Annotated in this window: 17 protein-coding genes; 8 read left to right on the top strand and 9 right to left on the bottom strand. The window is 67.6% G+C overall.

The features are described from left to right. The first annotated feature begins 24 nt into the window (after positions 1-24). Positions 25-681 carry a response regulator transcription factor gene (locus tag ABD768_RS28900; RefSeq protein ID WP_343969555.1) on the top strand — a complete coding sequence of 219 codons (657 nt, stop codon included), beginning with the start codon at positions 25-27 and terminating at the stop codon, positions 679-681. 67 nt (positions 682-748) lie between these two features. On the opposite strand, the gene ABD768_RS28895 is transcribed toward ABD768_RS28900, so the two are convergent. Further along, a complete protein-coding gene (locus tag ABD768_RS28895; RefSeq protein ID WP_344845830.1) occupies positions 749-1693 on the bottom strand; it encodes an EamA family transporter in 945 nt (314 codons plus the stop codon). 67 nt (positions 1694-1760) lie between these two features. On the opposite strand from ABD768_RS28895, the gene ABD768_RS28890 reads away from it, so the two are divergent. After that, positions 1761-2612, top strand: coding sequence for a LysR family transcriptional regulator (locus ABD768_RS28890; RefSeq protein ID WP_344845827.1), 852 nt, complete (start codon positions 1761-1763; stop codon positions 2610-2612). Here the strand turns inward: ABD768_RS28890 and ABD768_RS28885 are convergent. Genes ABD768_RS28885 through ABD768_RS28865 form a run of 5 tightly spaced genes read right to left on the bottom strand, consistent with a single transcriptional unit; the run spans position 2609 to position 9315 of the window. After that, positions 2609-3130: a gamma carbonic anhydrase family protein gene (locus ABD768_RS28885; RefSeq protein ID WP_343969563.1), complete on the bottom strand. Its 522-nt coding sequence runs from the start codon at positions 3128-3130 to the stop codon at positions 2609-2611. The genes ABD768_RS28890 and ABD768_RS28885 overlap by 4 nt on opposite strands. 10 nt (positions 3131-3140) lie before the next feature. Continuing rightward, a complete protein-coding gene (locus tag ABD768_RS28880; RefSeq protein ID WP_344845824.1) occupies positions 3141-4394 on the bottom strand; it encodes an MFS transporter in 1254 nt (417 codons plus the stop codon). Then, positions 4391-5758 carry a GH1 family beta-glucosidase gene (locus tag ABD768_RS28875; protein ID WP_344845822.1) on the bottom strand — a complete coding sequence of 456 codons (1368 nt, stop codon included), beginning with the start codon at positions 5756-5758 and terminating at the stop codon, positions 4391-4393. Before ABD768_RS28875 ends, ABD768_RS28880 begins: the two co-directional genes overlap by 4 nt. After that, positions 5748-6152, bottom strand: a complete 405-nt coding sequence (locus ABD768_RS28870; protein WP_343969572.1) for a YbjQ family protein — start codon at positions 6150-6152, stop codon at positions 5748-5750. Before ABD768_RS28870 ends, ABD768_RS28875 begins: the two co-directional genes overlap by 11 nt. 7 nt (positions 6153-6159) lie before the next feature. Beyond that, the gene (locus tag ABD768_RS28865; protein ID WP_344845819.1) at positions 6160-9315 is read right to left on the bottom strand and encodes a penicillin acylase family protein; all 3156 of its coding nucleotides are present in this window, start codon (positions 9313-9315) and stop codon (positions 6160-6162) included. A gap of 158 nt (positions 9316-9473) precedes the next feature. On the opposite strand from ABD768_RS28865, the gene ABD768_RS28860 reads away from it, so the two are divergent. Continuing rightward, complete coding sequence (locus ABD768_RS28860; protein ID WP_343969578.1) at positions 9474-10064, top strand: TetR/AcrR family transcriptional regulator; 591 nt, start codon at positions 9474-9476, stop codon at positions 10062-10064. Here the strand turns inward: ABD768_RS28860 and ABD768_RS28855 are convergent. Continuing rightward, on the bottom strand, positions 10061-10984 hold the full coding sequence (locus tag ABD768_RS28855) for a neutral zinc metallopeptidase (protein WP_344845815.1): 924 nt from the start codon (positions 10982-10984) through the stop codon (positions 10061-10063). The genes ABD768_RS28860 and ABD768_RS28855 overlap by 4 nt on opposite strands. Before the next feature lie 189 nt (positions 10985-11173). On the opposite strand from ABD768_RS28855, the gene ABD768_RS28850 reads away from it, so the two are divergent. Next, on the top strand, positions 11174-12199 hold the full coding sequence (locus ABD768_RS28850; protein WP_344845813.1) for an aminotransferase class V-fold PLP-dependent enzyme: 1026 nt from the start codon (positions 11174-11176) through the stop codon (positions 12197-12199). Between the two features lie 53 nt (positions 12200-12252). Here ABD768_RS28850 and ABD768_RS28845 read toward each other — a convergent pair whose 3' ends face one another. Further along, a complete protein-coding gene (locus ABD768_RS28845; RefSeq protein WP_344845810.1) occupies positions 12253-14250 on the bottom strand; it encodes a DEAD/DEAH box helicase in 1998 nt (665 codons plus the stop codon). Between the two features lie 251 nt (positions 14251-14501). Then, on the bottom strand, positions 14502-14843 hold the full coding sequence (locus ABD768_RS28840) for a hypothetical protein (RefSeq protein WP_344845808.1): 342 nt from the start codon (positions 14841-14843) through the stop codon (positions 14502-14504). Positions 14844-14921: 78 nt separating this feature from the next. Here ABD768_RS28840 and ABD768_RS28835 point away from each other — a divergent pair, with 78 nt between their 5' ends. The 4 genes from ABD768_RS28835 (at position 14922) to ABD768_RS28820 (ending at position 18809) form a co-directional block, all read left to right on the top strand. Next, entirely contained in the window at positions 14922-15590 is a 669-nt protein-coding gene (locus ABD768_RS28835; protein ID WP_344845806.1) for a TetR/AcrR family transcriptional regulator, read from the top strand. Positions 15591-15637: 47 nt separating this feature from the next. Beyond that, entirely contained in the window at positions 15638-16114 is a 477-nt protein-coding gene (gene soxR / locus ABD768_RS28830) for a redox-sensitive transcriptional activator SoxR (RefSeq protein WP_343969596.1), read from the top strand. A gap of 153 nt (positions 16115-16267) precedes the next feature. Next, positions 16268-16927 (top strand): snapalysin, encoded by a 660-nt coding sequence (snpA, locus tag ABD768_RS28825; RefSeq protein ID WP_344845804.1) that lies wholly within the window; start codon positions 16268-16270, stop codon positions 16925-16927. 133 nt (positions 16928-17060) lie between these two features. Continuing rightward, entirely contained in the window at positions 17061-18809 is a 1749-nt protein-coding gene (locus ABD768_RS28820; RefSeq protein WP_344845801.1) for an HNH endonuclease signature motif containing protein, read from the top strand. Positions 18810-19060: the final 251 nt, after the last annotated feature.

Raw genomic sequence — 19060 nt, 5'->3', positions numbered from 1 at the left:
TATGGAACTGGGGGAGCATTATCGGTGCGCGTACTGATTGCAGGGGTGGACCAGGGTTTCGTGGCCGCCACCGCTCGTGAACTCCGCCGATTGTCGATGGCGGTCGACGTCTGTCACGACGGCGGCGGCGCGCTCGAACGCATCGGGCTGCACGACTACGACGTTGTAGTCCTCGACGCCGAGCTGCCGTCCGTTCCCGCCGACGAGTTGGTCCGCAAGGTGGTCGCGTCCGGCGAAGGGCCGCGACTGCTCCTGCTGACCCGTTCGACCGAGCCGTCCGACCGGGTCGAAGGGCTCGCGATCGGCGCGGATGACGTGCTGAGCTGGCCGTTCGCGACGATCGAGCTCGTCGCCAGGATCCAGGCTCTCGGCCGCCGGTCGGTACGCGCGCTTCCGCCGGTACGACGATGGCAGGGCATCGTGCTCGACCTGCCCAGGCACCAGGCCAGCAGGGAGGGCCGCTTCCTCCAGTTGTCGCCGAAGGAGTTCGCCGTCCTGGACGTGCTGATGCGGGCCGCGGGGGTCGTGGTCAGCGCCGAGGAGCTGCTCGAGAAGGCCTGGGACGAGAATGCCGATCCGTTCACGAATGCCGTCCGCGTCACGATGATGACACTGCGCCGAAAACTCGGCCCGCCCGGTCTGATCGAGACCGTTCCCGGCGTCGGATATCGATTGCGCTAATGCGGACCGGAGCTCGAACCTTCCGCCCCCGGAGGTCGATCCCCGGCCCGCTCACGTAGCGACGTCACTACTCCTCAGATTCAACCCGATCACGCCTATTGCGGGCATCAAGGATTTCCCTTACGCCACCCTTATCCCCGCCCTGAGCCGAAATCGCGACGGCGTTGGCGGTGATGATCGCGGCGACCGCCAGCCACTCGACCAGGCCGAGGGTCTGGTGGAGAACGATCCAGCCGACGAGTACGGCGAGCAGCGGGTTGGTGCTCATGAAGAGGCCGTAGAAGGCGGTGGGGATCCGGCGGAGGGCGAGCAGGTCGACCAGGAACGGGACGGCTGAGGAGAGGACTCCGGCTGCGACTGCGTAGGCGACGTACCGGAGTGACGGCTGGTGGTGGAGGAAGATCCAGACGCCGATGGGGAGGTACACCAGGGCGGAGACGGTGGAGGCGGCCGCGGCGCCCTGTGCTGAGGGCAGCCGAGTGCCGAGCGTGCGGTTGAGGAGGATGTACGCCGCCCAGCAGGCCGCGGCGACCAGGCCGCAGGCTATGCCCAAGTAGTCGGTGGTCGGCTGGGGTCGCATGAGTACAGCTACTGCGACACCGGCGATCAGCGCGCAGCCGAGATCGACCTTGCGGCGGGACGCGGTCAGCGCGACCGCCAACGGACCGAGGAACTCCAAGGTGACCGCTAGGCCGAGGCCGATTCGGTCGATCGCCGTGTACAGGGTGAGATTCATGACCGCGTAGACGGCGGCGAGGGCCAGTGCGGGCAGCCACTCGCGGCGAGTGAAGGCGCGGAAGCGGGGGCGGGTGATGCCGACCAGCAGGACCGCCGCCACCCATTGGCGCACCGCGACCACGCCGGCCGGTCCCAGCGCGGGGAAGGCGAGTGAGCCGGTGGCCGCGCCCACCTGGTTGGACAGGGCGCTGCCCAGCATCATCGCGATCCCGCCCATCCATGGACGCGCAGCGGCGGCGGGCAGGGTGGCTGCTGGCGGAGCTTCCACGGTCATACCGGCAGGATGTGCCTGCGATAGCAATACGCAAAATGCATGAACTGGTGATCTATACGATCAGCGTATGGATGTGGAGTTGCGGCAGTTGCGCGTACTGGTCGCGATCGTCGACGCGGGAAGCTTCACCGACGCGGCACTGGATCTCGGCGTCTCGCAAGCGGCGGTCTCGAGGACGTTGGCGGCGCTCGAACAGAGCCTGAAGGTGCGGCTGCTCCACCGCACCAGCCGCACGATCGCGCTCACCCCGACCGGCGCGCAGCTCGTACCAAGGGCCCGAAGACTGCTGGCGGAGATGGACGAACTAGTCCGCGAGGCGACCTCAGGTCACGCCCGCCTCCGCGTCGGCCATGCCTGGTCGGCACTCGGCCGCCACACCGCGACCTTCCAGCGATGCTGGGCCGAGCTCCACCCCGACGTCGCCCTCCTGCTGGTCCGCACCAACACCCCGAGCGGCGGCCTGGCGGAAGGCGTCTGCGACCTCGCGGTCGTCCGCACTCCACCCGACGAGAAGCATTTCGCCGTCACCGAGGTCGGGCTGGAGCGCCGCGTCATCGTGATGGCCGCCGACGATCCGTGGGCCCGGCGCCGCTCGATCAAGCTCGACGAGGTCCGCACCCGCACAGTCATGTCCGACCGCAGAACCGGTACTACGACAGCCGACCTCTGGCCACTCGGCGACCAACCGGAGTTGGAGGACACCGCCGACGTGGACGACTGGCTCGCGCGGATCGCGGCCGGCGGCGTCGTGGGCATCACCCCGGAAAGCACCGCCACGCAGTACGGGCGGGCAGGAGTCGTCTTCCGGCCGCTGAAGGACGCGCCGCCCGTCGCCGTACGGGTGATCTGGCCGCGGCACGACCCGCACCCGGCGACCCAGGACGCGGTCGCGCTGATCGCCGAGCTCTATCGGGGCTAGCCGACCTGCTTGACCGACGCGGCGTGCCGTTTGGCCAGGTCGTGGTAGATCGTCGCGTTGTGGTCGACGAAGAGCTTGGCGGTGCCCTCGAGCGGAATGATCTTCTTCGCCGGGCTGCCGAGCGCGACGGACTCGCCGGGGATGACCATGCCCGGGGTGACGGTCGCGCCGGCGGCGACCAGCGTGCGGGCGCCGACGACGGCCCCGTCGAGAACGATCGCGCCGTTGCCGATCAGGGCCTGCTCGCCGATCGTGCAGTCGTGGACCAGGCACTGGTGGCCGATCGTCACGTTCTTGCCGATCTCGCAGATCCCGGTGTTGTTGTGCAGCACCGAGTTGTCCTGGATGTTGGCGCCCTCGCGGATGATGATCTGCCCGAGGTCGGCGCGGATCACCACGCCGTACCAGATCGACGCGTCCTTCTCGACGATCACGTTGCCGACCAGGGTGGCGGTCGGCGCGATCCAGGCTTCGGGGTGCACGGTCGGGCTGACGCCCTCAAAGGAATACAGCGGCATGACCAGCAGACTAGGCGACCGCGCGAACCTTCTTCACCAGTACCGCGCCCGCGAGCGTCACGACCGAGGCCAGCGTGTAGAGGACCGGGTAGCCGCCCAGGAGTTTGACGATCGGGGCGGCGATGGCCGGGGCGACCACCTGGGGCAGGCTGTTGGCGATGTTGATGACGCCGAGGTCCTTGGCGCGGTCGCGGGCGTTCGGCAGTACTTCGGTGAGCAGGGCGAAGTCGACGGACAGGTAGACGCCGAATCCGACGCCGATGATGATGGCGCCGATGAGCGCTGCGGCCCAGGTCGGCCAGATCGCGAGCACCATGCCGCCGGCCGCCATCACGATCCCGGACCAGGTGACGAAGATCTTCCGGCGGCCGATCCGGTCCGACCAACTGCCGAACCAGACGGCGGTGAGGACGACGCAGAGGCTGTAGACGGCGGTGAGGACCAGTACGCCGGTGTCGGGGTCGGCGTAATGGACGGCGTCCTGGAGGTAGTACAGGAGGTAGAGCGTGCCAAGTCCGTTGCCGAGGTTGAGCAGGAAGCGGGTCAGCCAGGCCCAGCCGAAGTCCGGGTACTTCCGGGGGCTGACCCAGAAGCTCTTCGCAAACTCCCGCCAGACCAGCCGCTCCTTCACCGGCAACCGCTGATCACCGCTACCTGCGAGGTACGGCACCACCGAGAGCAGGAGGAACACCGCGCAGGCGACATACCCGACGCCGATACCGCCGACGATCGTCGCCAAAGCCACGCCGACCAACGCACCCACCGTCTGAGCCAGCGCAACCCACCCACCGACAACCCCGCGCTGAACCTTCGGCACCCGATCCGGCACGGCGGCAGTAATCGCCGCCAGCAACGCATTACAAGACGCCTGTACCAGACACCAACCAACCAGCATCACCGCAACCGCACTGGCGCCCGCCAAGACGAGCAGCCCCGCCGCGCCACCCAATGCCCCACCCAGCACCCACGGCACCCGCCTGCCGAACCTCGAACCAGTTCGATCCGAGAACGCGCCGGCCAACGGATTGGCAACCACCGAAACAGCTGCGCCTACCCCGGTCACCAACCCGAAGACGAACTCCTTGTTGCTCCCAGCAATCACATCGGACTGCTTGGCCAACAACACCTGGATAGGCCCGAGGAACGCTGCAAAGACGCCGACATTGGCGAGAACGACGGCGGCCGTCCATCGTCCCCGAACACGAGCCAGTGGCTCGGCAAGTGCGGCAACCGCCTCGCCGGCGGCTGGTGGCTGGTGGGTCATGGGCGGTGCTTGGCGATCAGGTCGCGGTACCAGTTGTACGAGGCTTTGGGGGTGCGTTCCAGAGTTTTGTAGTCGACGTGGATGAGGCCGAAGCGTTGGGAGTAGCCGGCGGCCCATTCGAAGTTGTCGAGGAGGGACCACTGGAAGTAGCCGCGGACGTCTACGCCGTCGTCGATCGCCGACTTCAACGACCTCAGGTAGCTGTCCAGGTAGGCGATTCGGCGTTGGTCGTCGACGACTCCGCCGACCACCCCGTCGTTGATGGCGCAGCCGTTCTCGGTGATGTAGATGGGCGGGAGGCGGTCGCCGTACCGGTCCCGAAGAGTGCGGAGGATCTCGCCGAAGGCGTCGGGGACGATCGGCCAGCCGAAGTCTGTCTTTTCGACGCCTTCGATGGTGCGCGGCTCGAACGGCAGGCCCGCGGGGATCGGGATGCCGTCGGTGGCGGCGGTGTCCGGGTTTCCGGTCGGGGCGCCGACCCGGGCCGGCGCGTAGTGGTTCAGGCCGAACCAGTCGATCGGCGTCGAGATGATCTCCAGATCCTCGGCCACCGGCCCCGGCATCCCGTCGCCGATCCCGTTCGGGTACTCCCCCAGCAGGATCGGGTCGACGAACATCCAGTTGATCAGGTTGTCGTACAGCCCCGCCGCCTCGACATCCTCAGCACTCGAGCTGGCCGGCCAGGTCGGCGAGTGGTTCGACGCGATCCCGATGTTCGACGCACCACCGGCCCGCAGCGCCTGTACTGCGCGCCCATGCGCCAGCAACTGATGATGCGCCACCGGCAACGCCTCGAACCCGAGCTGCTTACCCGGCGCATGCCCGCCCACGGCGTACCCGATCAGCGTCAGCACCATCGGCTCGTTGATCGTCATCCACAACGGCACCCGGTCCGAGAACCGCTCGGCCAGGATCTTCGCGTAGTCGGCGAACCGATACGTGATGTCCCGGTTCAGCCAGCCGCCCGCATCCTCCAGCTCCTGCGGCGTATCCCAATGAAACAAGGTCGGAGCAGGCTTGATCCCGGCTTCGAGCAACGAGTCGATCAGCCGGTCGTAGAAGTCCAGCCCGTGCCCGTTCGCCAGCCCCTTGCCCGTCGGCTGCACCCGCGGCCAGGAGAACGAGAACCGATAGACATCGACCCCCAGCTCCTTCATCAGCGCGACGTCCTCGGCATACCGGTGGTAGTGGTCGCACGCCACCTCCCCGGTATCACCGTCCTTGATCCGCCCCGGCTCGGCGCAGAAGGTGTCCCAGGTCGAGCGCCCGCGACCGCCCTCGGTCACCGCCCCCTCGATCTGGTACGCCGAAGTCGACACGCCCCACAAGAAGTCGGGGCCGAAGGCAAGCGGCTCAGCTGTCATTGGCACCATCCCTGTTGTAGTCCACCGGCCGGACGATGACGGCCGTCCCGTAGGCCGCCACCTCGCTCATCGTCTGGGCGATCTCGTTGCAGTCGAACCGCATCGCCAGGATCGCGTTGGCGCCCATCTGATGCGCCATCTGGCACATCCGCATCACCGCGACGTGCCGCGACTCGGCCAGCATCTGGGTGTACTCCGGAACCTCACCGCCACCCAGCGACCGGAAGCTGGCGGTGAAGTTCGACCCGAAGTCGCGACTCCGCACGGTCAGCCCGAACACCTCGCCGAACACCATGTCCGCCCGGTAGCCGGGCAGATCGTTCATGGTCGAGACGAGCACGGGATACGGCGAACCCTGCGGAGCCACGTGCGGCGGGGGAATGTATTGAGTCATGCCGTCATCATTGCCTGAAAACCTGCAGCTCATAAAGCGAGTACCCGTACGACGTCGCCCGGCGAGTCCCCGTCATCCGCACGTACCGCGCCGTCACCGGACTGAACCGCGCCACGTCCTCGCCACCGTTACCGGAAGCAGTCGCATAGACCTGCTGCCAGTTCACGTTGTCGCGAGAAACCTCGATCTTGTACGCCGACCCGTACGCCGCTTCCCACTGCAGCACGACCCGGCCGACCGGCTGGTCGGTCCCGAGATCCACCTTCAACCATTGCGGATCCGACCAGTCGCTCGCCCACCGAGTCCCCAGCGCACCGTCGACGGCATTGGCCGGCGGCGAGTAGTAGATCCCACGCTCGAAGCTGCTGGCAGTAGCGGTCTTCCCCACCGCCTGGTTGCTGACGTCATCTCCACGCCGCGCGGGGAACTCGATCACCTGCTGATAGGTCGGCCGGTTGACCCACGCCATCCGGTCCTGCGTGATGCCACCCATCGGCTGATGCACGATCTGATCCGCACAGAACTGATCCCCTGCGGCACAGTCCCCCGTCGCCGGGTACGTCGTGGCCGCCGGCACCTTCGTTGCCGCCAGCAAGGAATCCGACAGCACCGACCGGCAGGCAGCCAGCGAGCCACCGCCGCAGAACGTCACCGGCTGAGCCGTCTTCACCTGGTCGCCGAGCACCTTGCGCAGATCCCGCTGAACGAAACCCCACCACCCGTTCTGGAAGGCGGAACCCTGCGCACTCGGCCGCTCGTCGATCTTCTGGGTGTGCACGAGCGCGTTGTAGAGGTCCGGCCCGAGCCCCTGGAACTCCGCCGGCACCAGAATCGGCCACCAGGCATCTAGGATCCGGATCGCCTCCGCATGGTCATACGTCTTCGACGCTTCGTTGGGCGTCTTCCGATGCGCACCGGCGGCCTTCCAAGCCTCCAGCTTCGCCACTGCGTCGGCCACCGCCGGATCCGTGATCGGCGCGCTCTTCAGCACCCTGAGCAGATACGGCAGCACCTGATCGCCCCGCAGGTCGACCGTCGCCGCGTCCTCCATCGCCTCGACCAACTTGCCCCGGGTGAACTTCTGCCCGGACCCGATCACGGCCTTGATCCGGTCATCGAGCGGCTGACTCCGGTACACGGAGTTGTAGCCGAAGTTCCCGTCGGAGGCCGAGAAGCCGGGTGCCTGCTTGTTGTTCCAGCTCGTCAGGTAGTCCTGGTTGACCACCTGCGGATGCTGAGCAGCCTGCGTGTACGTCGCCCGGTTGGTGTCCGGATTCCAGCCCTGCCACTCGTACGAGCTCCAGGTCGGCAGGTTCGGGTCGGCACCGGCCGCGCGGACCGGGTTGTCGCCGGAGTTGAAGTACGCGATGTCGGTCTTGTCCGTGTAGAACCAGTTGAAGGTGTAGCCGATGTTCGCGGCCGCCTTCTTGAAGTCCGCCGACGAGTGGATCTGGTCCGGGTCGTTGAGCAACATGAACCCGAGCGCCGACCCCGCCTCGTTCCCGTACGTCGACCGGTTGCTGGTGAACAGGACCGGCTTGCCCGCCACAGTCCCCCGATGCGTGACGATCCCGTACTTCGTCCGCTGCGCGACCAGCGTGTACGACCCGGCCGGCTCCGACGAGCCCAGACTCGAGTACCACGCGTTGTGCCGTTCGAGCTTCTCGATCGGCGTGCACTGACCCCGGAACAGGTACGCCGTCGAGGTCTTGCTCGGAGTCGAACCATCGAGCTCGCACAGCGGTACGGCGTACGTGTCAGTGATGTCCTGGCCGGCCGACGTGGCACTCCACGAGTAGTCAGCGCCGCGGCCGATCAGCGTGTAGAAGTTGATGCCGGCGAAGGCGACGCCACGCGAGCTGATGCCGGGCCCTTGCAGCTCCTGGCGCATCAGGAGTTGCGGGGCGAAGTACGAGGTCTGCGGGCCGTAGACGGCGACCGGGTTGCCGCTCTGGGTGTACTGGCCGGAGACCATCAGCGCGTTCGACATGCCCTTCGGGCCGAAGCCCTCGGGGAACACGCCACCGTCGAAGATGCCCTTCAACGCTTGCTTGCCCTGTGCCTTGTTGGGCGGCTTCACCCCGGTGCTGCTCTTGGGCGTCAACGCCTTGGACGCCGCCGAGCCGGTCTGATCGACGACCTCCGGCTCCGGTGTCACCGACCCACGATCGGGCATCGCGCGCCCGGCCGGGTTCGCGCCGACAACCCCATAGGGGAAGGTGGTTCCGTTGTGCACGGTCGTGTTCGCCTCGGGGTCGTTCTGCGACCGGAAGGACTCCCAGACCTTGGTGCCCTGGGCAACACCGTACTTCGCTTGTGCCTCCAGCAACGCCAGCGCCGACGCCATCTCGCCGCCACCACCGGTCCCGAAGATGCCGGCCACGACGGCGGCCGTGGCGACCACGTCGGTCACCTTCCACGGCTGCGGCGTCGGCAGTCCGAGCGCGACGTACTCGCCCGGATACGCGATCCCGACCGTGTTGATGTAGTAGTTGACACCGTCGACCCAGGCCTGGATGTCCTTCTGCATCTTGAGTCCGTCGGCGCCGTACAGATCGTCGGCGTCGTCGAACTGCTTCTGCAGATCGGCCTCGTTGTACGGCGCGGTCCGCCAGAACTCCTGCTCGAACGCCCGGTTCGCCGCCGCTCCACCCGCGAACGGGGTCAGCTGGCCGCGGCCGAGGTGGCGGAAGACATCCATCACGAAGAGCCGGTCCTGCGCACCGGCGTACCCGGCGCCGAACATCGTGCCCTCACGAGTGGTGCCGGTGATGTGCGGAATGCCGCGGGACTTGTCGCGCACGATCGTCACGTCGGCGCGCGGTGTGAAGGTGGACGCGACGTCACCAGGCGCCACGCCGAAGGAGGAGTCGTCGTAGTACGGGTCGAGGCCGTCGTCGGTGATGCCCTGGGAGTTCCAGACCAGTCGCTCATACGGTTTGACGGTGTCGCTGAAGTGCGGCGGCCGGGTCCCGAACCCCTTGAAAAGAAGGAGATCCGTGAAGGTCGCGTTGCCGTTCTGTCCCGGCGGGACGATGTCGGCACACTGGCCGGCGCAGTAGTCGACCGGTGCGGCGGCGGCCGCGGCGGCTGGTTTCGCCTGACTGGTACTGGTCAGGCCTGCGGCGAGTACTGCGCTGACGGCGAGCGCGGCGGTCGTCATACGAGCAACACGGGTGAGCGGAGTGGGGCGGGGGCGCGTCACTGGTCCTCCCTGGGATGGTCGTCAAAAACTGAGAATGACTCACCAGTAGCATCAGGTCAAGAGTCTTGGACACTTGACCTACTCCACGTACCGTGAGTGCGGTCGAGAGGAGAACGATGGCCCGGGTAGCAGCGCAAGAGCGACGCGCCGACCTCGTGCAGGCGGCGATCAAGGTTGCTACGCGCGAGGGTCTGGCCGCGACCACAACCCGCCGGATCGCGCAGGAGCTCGGCATCTCGGTCGGCATCGTGCACTACTGCTTCCGCTCGAAGGAGGAGCTGCTGCACGAGGTGATCCGGGTGATCGCGGAGGCCCAGGTGGTCGCTGCGCGCGCTGCGATCGTGCCGGGCGGAGACGTGGCGAGCAGCGTGCGGAACGCGTTCTTCGGCTTCTGGCAGTTGGTCGAGGCGACGCCGCAGGCACAGCTGCTGACCTATGAGCTGACGACCTGGGCATTGCGCAACGCGGAGACCGAGCCGTTGGCGAAGGAGCAACGCGCGAGCCAGCTGGCCGGGATCGAGGCGATCCTCGCCGACATCTCGGCGGCAACCGGCTGCGAGTGGAAGGTGCCTGCCGAGCAGCTCGCCCGGATGACGCTGGCCATCACGGATGGCGTGACGCTCGGCTGGCTCGCGGACCGGGACACGGCGTCCGCAGTACAGACTCTCGAGGCGTTTGCCGATCAGCTGCTGAAGCTGGCCGTTTAGGAGACGGCCGCCGGCTTGGCCGTGAAGGTGTTGCAGGCGGCCGGGTCGGCAGCGTCGAAGCCGGCCCGGGACCAGCGGCTGTGGTTGGTCTTGTTGCCGTGCGTGCGCTTCGGGTTCCACTCGTCGCCGCGGTTGCGGACGGTCCATTTCCACTTCAGCAGCCAGGAACCGCGGGCGGGGAAGTACTGCTTGTCGGCACCCAGGTAGACGCCGCTCAGGCAGGACGCCTGCAGTTCGCGCCGGCGACTCTCGAGCAGCTGCATCGAGGTGCTGCTGAGGATCGTTTCGCGGTTGTGCGACGCCTGCAGGATGCCGGTCATCGCCTGCACGTGATGCCCGTACTCATGGGCGATCAGGAAGGCCATCGTCGTCCGGGTCCACAGCGGGTCGTACGTCGTCTGGTTCTTCAGGTCGTAGTCGGCGCTCATGTAGATCGTGCCGTCGCAGTAGACGGCGGTGCTGGTCAGATCGCAGAAGGTGTTGGCCGAGCGGCCTGAGTAGACGACGAGTTTGGGCGCCCAGAAGTTGAAACCCGCCTCGCGGATCGCCGGCGCCCAAGCCTTGTTGAGGCAGCCGAGGAACTGGGTGTAGTACTGCTTGATCTTGGCCGGCGACGTCGCTCTGACCGTCGGCTCCTTGCACCTCGACGCCGGGATCCGGCCGATCTTGTACAGCTTGTTCTGCAGGACGATGGCGTTGTCCTGATTCGGCGGCGGCGAGGCAGTCGGCCCGGTCGGCTCAGCAGTCTCCGGTACGCCGGAAGGCGCGGCCGGCGCCATCGGCGTACGGACCGTCGACAGGACCCGGCCCGGCTGGTCGTCGCCGTCCCCGGACATCCGCACCGCCGTCACCCCGGCTGCCGCGACAAGGCCCAGTGCGGCACAGACCAGTACCGTGTTCCCCCACCGGTTCTCCCCCATCGCAACACCATAGCGTCCGCACTCCGCCGGCGCGGTCGCAACTTTTAGTGACGAACCCATGGCAGATCGATGCTGACAGCCACTATGGTGATCTGCACCATGGGCACACATGAGCGGCATCGGTTGACCGAGGTCATCAACGCCAGGGGAACTTTCACACCGCTCGGGGTCTCCCGCAGCTCGGCCGGCGTGGCCGCCGCCGTCGCGGAGGCGCTTCCCGAGTTCTTCGTGATGGACGAGCTCGCCGACCGGGCCAGCGAAGCTCTCGCCCACGCGACCGGTGCCCAGGCCGGAGCCGTCACCCACTGCACGTCGGCCGCGATCACCCTGTGCGTCGCGGCCGCGATGGCCGGGACGGATCCGGAGCGGATCGCCGCGCTGCCCGATACGAACGACATGCACAACCGCGTCGTACTGCCGGCCGGGCACGTGGTCAGCTACGGCCAGTCGATCACGCAGGCTGTGCGCTTGGCGGGTGCCGTCGTCACGGTGGCAGGCGACGAAACCCGTTGCAGCATTGACGATCTGGACGATGAGCTCGCCGGCGAAGACATCGCCTGTCTGCTTCTCGTGTCGTCCCGGCTCGTCACCGGTGAGCCGATCGACCTGACTGCCGCGGTACGCGCTGCGCATCGTCGCGGCGTACCCGCGATCATCGACGGCGCGGCGCAGTTCCCGCGGACTGCGGATCTGCTCGCGACGGGGGCGGACGCCGTGCTGATCAGTGCGCAGAAGTATCTGGCTGCGCCGACAGCTGGTCTGGTGGTGGGCACGCATCGGCTGGTGCGGGCGGTTCGCGCGCAGGAGAAAGGGATCGGGCGCGCGATGAAGCCGACGAAGGAAGCGACGGTCGGGGTGCTCGCGGCGCTGGAGGAGTGGCACGCGATGGATCGGGCCAAGTGGGAGGCCGATCAAGCGGCCAAGGTACTCGCGTTCGTGACCGCGGCCAATGAACTGCCTGGGTTGGCTGCGGAAGTACTGGCCGATCCCACCGGTTTGCCCTTGTCGCGCGTGCTTCTGACCGTATCCGGGGGAATCGATGCCACAACGCTGGCCGCCGAACTCGAGCACGGGACACCGGCGATCTACGTCAATACCGCGCAGAGCCTGGAGGGACAGCTCATCCTGGAGCTGGTCCCGCTCGACTCCGACGAGCTGGAGATCATCCTGACCCGGCTGGCAATGGAGCTGCAGGCAACGGAAAAGGCGGACTAGGCAACCAAAAACCCCGGCGACCTTTCGGCCACCGGGGTTTTGTCGGTTCTAGCTCAGCGCTGGAAAGAGCGACCGCTGCCGGAGCGCTCCGGACGACGGCTTCCGCCACCGCTGCCGCCGCGACCCTGGTAACCGCCACCGCCACCACCGAAGCGCTTGCCACCCTTGTTGAAGCCACCGCTTCCGCGGGTCGGCTTCGGGGCGGGCAGCTTGACCGGGTAGCCCGACGGCTTGGTGCCACCCGTCAGCTCGGTCATCAGGCCGTCACCCGGACGGGCGCGGACCGGCTCGGCCGAGACGCCGGCCGACTCGGCCATCCGCATCATGCCCCGACGCTGGTGCGGCAGGAGCAGCGTGACGACCGCGCCCTTGCCACCGGCGCGCGCCGTACGACCGGCACGGTGCAGGTAGTCCTTGTGCTCGGCCGGCGGGTCAGCCTGGACGACCAGGCCGACGTCGTCGACGTGGATACCGCGGGCGGCGACATCCGTTGCCACCAGCACCGGTACCGAACCGTCCTTGAACTGGTCCAGGGTGCGGTTACGCGCGCCCTGGGTCAGGCCACCGTGCAGCGCCGCGGCCATCACGCCACGGTCGCGCAGCTGGGTGGCGACGCGGTCGGCGCCCAGCTTGGTGCGGACGAAGACGATGGTGCGGCCGTCACGGCTGGCCAGCTCGGCCGTCAGCGACTGCTTGTGACCCGGCTCGATGACGAGCAGGTGGTGCTCCATCGTGGAGACCGTGGCCTGGCCGGACTCGGTCGAGTGCGTGACCGGGTCCTTCAGGTAGGTCTTCACGATCGTGTCGACGTCGTTGTCCAGGGTGGCCGAGAACAGCAGCCGCTGGCCGGACTTCGGGGTCATGTCGAGCAGCGTGGTGACGGCCGGCATGAAGCCCATGTCGCACATGTGGTCGGCCTCGTCGAGGACCGCGACCTCCACCGCACCGAGGTCGGCAGCGCCCTGCTCACACAGGTCGATCAGCCGGCCGGGGGTGGCGATCAGCAGGTCGACGCCGCGCCGCAGCGACTCGATCTGCTTCGGGTAGGGCAGACCGCCGGCGATCAGCTTGATCGTCACACCCATCACGTGGGCGAGCGGCTCGAGCGCGTCGTGCACCTGCATGGCGAGCTCGCGGGTCGGCACCAGCACCATGCCGCGCGGACGGCGCGACTCGGTGTGGCCGCCCGCCAAACGCATCAGCGTCGGCAGGCCGAACCCGAGGGTCTTGCCGGAGCCGGTCTGACCGCGGCCGAGCACGTCCTTGCCGGCCATCGCGTCCGGGATGGTCGCTTCCTGGATCGGGAACGGCTGGTCGATGCCGTCCTTGGCCAGCCGCTGGACGAGCCGCGGCGCCAGGCCGAGGGCCGCGAAGCCATTGCCCTCGGCAACCTCGCCGAGGTCCTCCATCGGGTCGAACTTGCGCTCCGGCCGGTCGTAGGCCCGGTCCTTGCGGTCGTAGCTGCGGGCCGGACGCTCGCGGTCGAAACCACGGTTGTCCCGCTCACCACGGTCGAACGTGCGCGCCGGGCGGTCGTCACGGTTGAAGCTCCGCGCGGGACGCTCGTCGTTGCTGCGCGCCGGACGGTCGTCCCGGTTGAACGTGCGGGCCGGACGGTCGTCGGTGCGCGCCGGACGGTCGCGGTCGAAACCACGGCTGTCCCGGTCGCCACTGCGGAAGGCCGGCTTGTCGGAAGAGCCCTGGTAGCTGCTCTTCGGGTACGACGAGGTCGGCTGGGTGCTCTTCGGGTAGGAAGAACGGCTGTCGGTGCTCCGGTTCGGGGTGCGCTCGGCGGCGCGGTAGCCCTTCACCGGGGCGTCACGACGCTCGCCGCGGCTGCCGCGGTCGGAGTACTGCGAGGGGCCGCCGCGACGCTCGGGAGCGGGGGCGACCTTCTCGACCCGGGCCGAGCTGCGCTCGGTGCCGGGGGTGGTGGGTGCGTCCAGCTCAGCGGCCATCCGCTCGCCGTACGACTGGGTCTGGAACTTCTTGTGCCTCGGCTTCTTGGCGCCATCGGCGGGTACGAACTGGTCCTGGTCGTGCTGGGACACGCAATCTCTCTCTCAACGTCACGGACTGATGCCGGATCGGACCCGCACGCGAGCGCCGGCCAAAATCATTTGGCCGGACTGAACCGTGCTGGGCAGGAGATAGGCATCGACCTGCGGGTGCTATCGCGGATTGCACCCATGTCGCCGGTGGTCCATCAGCGGGATGCTGAAACCGACGGGTCGGAGCGCCTGGGAAATGCTCTGGTGACGCGACTCGCGCACCGACGCCTCTAAGCATACCCGAAATCAGCTCAGCCCTTGACCACGGCCGGTGACCGCCGGCTTCGGGCGACGAGGGCAACGACCACCGCGACGGCGGCGGCGGAGATCAGTGGGACGAAAACGGGGGCCATGTCCTTCGACAGGCTGGGTGCGCGATCGGGTCCGATCGCCCACAGGACCAGGGGAATCGCGTAGACGACGGCGAGCAGAGCTGCCCAGGGGCGGAGCGATCGCAGGGCTGTATTACGCAGCGCGCCGGCGAGCACGAGCGCGACGGGGACGATGGCGAGCATCGAGAACTGGCCGATCACCAGGACTGGGACGGCGGCGGCGGAGATCAGGACGGACTTCGGCGTACGGGCGGTGGTCATGGCTGCTCCCTGGGTTAACTTGCGTAACCTTACAGCCGTAACCTTACGGGTTGAGTAAACGAGTGTAAAGTGATCGACATGACTTCGAAGGGGCGCGAGCGGAACAAGCGCGGCGAGGGGGCTCAGCTGCGGGAGGAGATCGTCAGCGCGGCGACGCGGCTGCTGGACGGTGGTACGGAGCAGAGCGTGACGTTGCGCGCGGTGGCCCGGGAGGCGGGGATCACGGCGCCGTCGATCTACTCGCACTTCGCGGATCGGGAGTCGATTCTGCTGGCGGTCGCGCAGGACGGGTTCGCGGAGCTGGAACGGTTGCTGCGGGAGGCTTCCGCCGGCTCGGACGATGACGCGGCAGCCGGCTCGGGGGCTTCGGCTGCACGGCCGGGCGATCCGGTTGAGCGGTTACGGGCGGTCTGCGCGGCGTACTTGGATTTTGCTGTGCGGTTGCCGGGGCGGTACCGGATCTTGTTCGGGGCTGCTTGGGACGCGCCGGGGTCGATCGAGCGGGTGCCGGGGTTGGCTGCGGAGGTCGACGGGCTGGGGATGGGGGCTTTCGGCGTACTGGCCGAAGCCGTTGCCGATTGCGCAGCTGCCGGCCGGTCGGCCAGTAAGGATGCGAGGGTGGATGCGGCCGCTCTTTGGGTTGGGTTGCATGGTTTCGCGCAGCTGCAGACGGCGGCGTCGTTGTTTCCCTGGCCTGACGGGCTGTTGGCGACCATCGTCGATCGGCTGGCACTGTTGCAGGACTGAGGCTCAAGCGTCCTTCAGCTCTTGTGTGGGCGATCTACTGTGAAGGTATGGCGGAGGAGACCATTCCCAGCAAGGACCACTGGCTGTCGATCGGCGAGATCGCCCATCGTTCGGGTGTCGCCGCGTCGGCCTTGCGGTTCTACGAGGACCAGGGGCTGATCGCCTCCCGACGGACCGCCGGGAACCAGCGGCAGTACTTGCGCAGTACGTTGCGGCGGATCGCTTTCGTCCAGGCCGCGCAACGGGTCGGCCTGGCGCTGGCCGAGATCAAGTCCGCACTGGATTCGTTGCCTGACGACCGTACTCCGACCCGGGCCGACTGGAGCCGGCTGTCGAAGTCCTGGCGCAGCCGGCTGGACGACCGGATCGCCGAGCTCGAGCGGCTCCGCGACGACCTCGACGGTTGCATCGGCTGTGGCTGCCTGAGCCTGCAGCGCTGCAACCTCTACAACAAGGCCGACCGGCTGGCCGAGCGTGGACCGGGCGCCCGCATTCTGAACGTCGGCATACCCGGCGAGTTATGACAGTCATACCGCCGGCCCCGGCGAACGAGGGTTAACCCCTTCCTTTCTCCCGTTCTGGTGTGGAATTCCGCCGGACTTGGCAAGCTGCCGATCTGTAGCGATCAGTAATCCGCCGGTCGCTTTCCGCCACAGATCACGGAGTGAGGCCCTCCCATGTCGCATCGCCGTATCCTGACTTCCCTGGCCGGGCTGGCCGCAGCCGCCCTCGCCGTCCCTGCCTACGCCGCTGCTGCACCAGCCCCAGAGCCGGCCCAGGCAAGCCACGTCTCGACGTACACCGGATCGCCCCAGGACCAGGCCGCCACCAAGGCCTTCTACGACGCGGTGATGAGGTCCGTGAAGGCCAAGCAGGCCAAGTCCGGCAACAAGCTCGCCGCCGTCACCCTCACCTACGCGGTCGACGCCCCGACCTTCGCCTCCCAGATCGCCTCCAGCACCTCGATCTGGAACTCCTCGGTCAGCAACGTCACCCTGGTCGAGGGAAGCAACTACGACTTCTACTACACCGAGGGCAACGACCCCCGCGGCTCCTACGCCTCAACAGACGGCCACGGCAGCGGCTACGTCTTCCTGGACTACGCCCAGGCCCAGCAGTACGACCCCCTGAGAATCACCGCCCACGAAACCGGCCACGTCCTAGGCCTCCCCGACCACTACTCCGGCCCCTGCAGCGAGTTGATGTCGGGCGGCGGCCCCGGCCCTTCATGCACCAACCCCAACCCCGACGCCAACGAACGAGCCCAGGTCAACTCCCTCTGGGCCAACGGCCTAACCACCCTCAACTCAAAGGCCGCCTTCCACACCTCCAAGTGACCTAACTCCCCCAAGCCTCCGGCTCGGACCCGCCCGGCAGGGGACGGATCCGAGCCGGAGTCCTTTATAAGCAAGGGAATCCAGCTCCTTCAGCGATTTGCACCGCCCACTCACGGAGCGTAGTATCGAACGCATGTTCGAGAGTGATGTGGTCGCGTGGGACACAGCGGAGACGCTGGCCGCTTCCGCGCGGGCCCAGGCCGACGAACACGAAGCCGGCATCCAGCGCCTCCTGCTCGCCGTCCACTACGCCGACCTGCACCCCGACCCGGCGATGATCCCTGCCGACCAGTCCTGCCCCGGCGCCGAACGCGCCCTGCACCCCGGCGGCCCCGGCTGTCCCGGCATCGCCGAGTTCGCCGTCGCCGAGTACGGCGTCGTCCTGGGCCTCTCGATCGAGACCGCCGCGAAGACCCTCGGCCAAGCCCTCGCCCTGCGCCACCGCCTCCCGCTGATCTGGGACCGCGTCCTGGCCCGCGAAGCCATCCCCTGGCGCGCCCGCGAAGCCGCCACCGCCTCGATGCACCTATCGGTCGACGCCGCCGCCATCGTCGACACCCGCGTCGCCCCCATCATCAACACCGTCGGCCCGATCCAGCTCCGCAACATCATCAAAGCCGCCCTCTGGGAAGCCGACCCCGAGACCGCCAAAGCCGCCGCCGAACAGAAAGCCCGCGAACGCGGCGTCTACCTCGGCCGCTCCGACGACCACGGCACCTCAACCATCGTCGTGAAAGCCGACACCGGCTCGGTCATCTTCTTCGACGCCACCATCGACCAGATGGCCGACGCCCTCAACAACCTCGAAGGCCCCGCCCCACGCCAGGCCCAGCGAGCCCGCGCCTTCAGCATCATGGCCGACCCCTCCCTGTCCCATCTCTTCCTCCAGGTAGCCCAGTACCTCGCCACCCACCAGCCCACCACCACCCCAGAACCTGCGGAGAGCACAACCAACCCCGCCGACGCACCCACCTCCACATCAGACACCGCAGGCTGCTCCACCCCGAACACCATGCGCGCCGAGGAATCTGCGGCGTCGTCCACCGGCGCTACCGACTTGGGGCCCCGGGATCTGTCCGCAAGCATCCACAACCCCTCGGACCGGCTACACGGACAGGCAGTCTCAGAACTCGCCTCGACTACCCGCACAGAGCCGGCCGAAGCCATGCCGGCCGAGATGCCATGCCAGGCCGAGGAACCCTGCTGGCTCGACGAGCCCGGCATGAACACCGAACCTGACGGGAACCGGCTACGCCGACCCCGCGTGGAACCACTCGACCCCACCATGGCCGACACCCTCATCACCGCCATGGATGCTGCAGCACGCGACAACCTCGCCGCCAAACTCTTCGCCCTCAAAACCGCCGCCCACAAAGCCGGAATCCCCGCGACCAGACCCGGCAAGATCAAGCTCTACGTCCACCTCACCGACGAGACCCTGCTCGCCGGTCAGGGAACCATGCGCATTGAGCGTTTCGGGCCCGTCTACGCGAAGCTCGCCGAACTCGTCGGCTATGACCGGGTCGTGGTCCAGCCGGTCATCGATCTCAACGAGGGCTACAACGTCAACGCCTACGAGATCCCCGGCTGGATGCGCGAGCGGGTCAAGCTCACCTACCCGGTCGAACAGTTTCCGTACGGGCCGGGCGAGACCACCAACCGGACCGACCTCGACCACGTCATCCCCTACGACCCCAACGGACCCGCAGGCCAGACCAGCACCACCAACCTGCGACCGCTCCGCCGACGCAGCCACCGAATCAAGACCTTCGCCGGCTGGACCGAACACACCAACGGCAACGCCACCGAATGGACCACCCCCCACGGCTACCGATTCCGCGTCGACCACAACGGCACCCACCCCATCCACGACGACGGATAACACCGTCGACATCGCGGGCAACCACAGAGAGAGCATCCATCCCGTTCTCGTCCTGCGGGGATGGAGGCGCCTCGTCGTCATCCGGTGGCGACGACGGGGCGAAGGTGCTCATTGGCGTGGAACTCATCATCCGCCGGCGAAATTGCCGCCGCGCTTCATCGTGCTCTCGCGGCTCAACCCGATGGATCTCTCGACGCGACAAGATCTCTCTTGTTCCTGGCCCTCACCGCTGCCGACAGCAAGCTCGATCG

Origin of the sequence: Kribbella ginsengisoli, from assembly GCF_039537185.1 — a bacterium.
GTDB classification, from domain to species: Bacteria; Actinomycetota; Actinomycetes; order Propionibacteriales; family Kribbellaceae; genus Kribbella; species Kribbella koreensis.
Note: the sequence above shows the minus strand (reverse complement) of the source record. Positions and strands in the feature narration are given on the sequence as shown.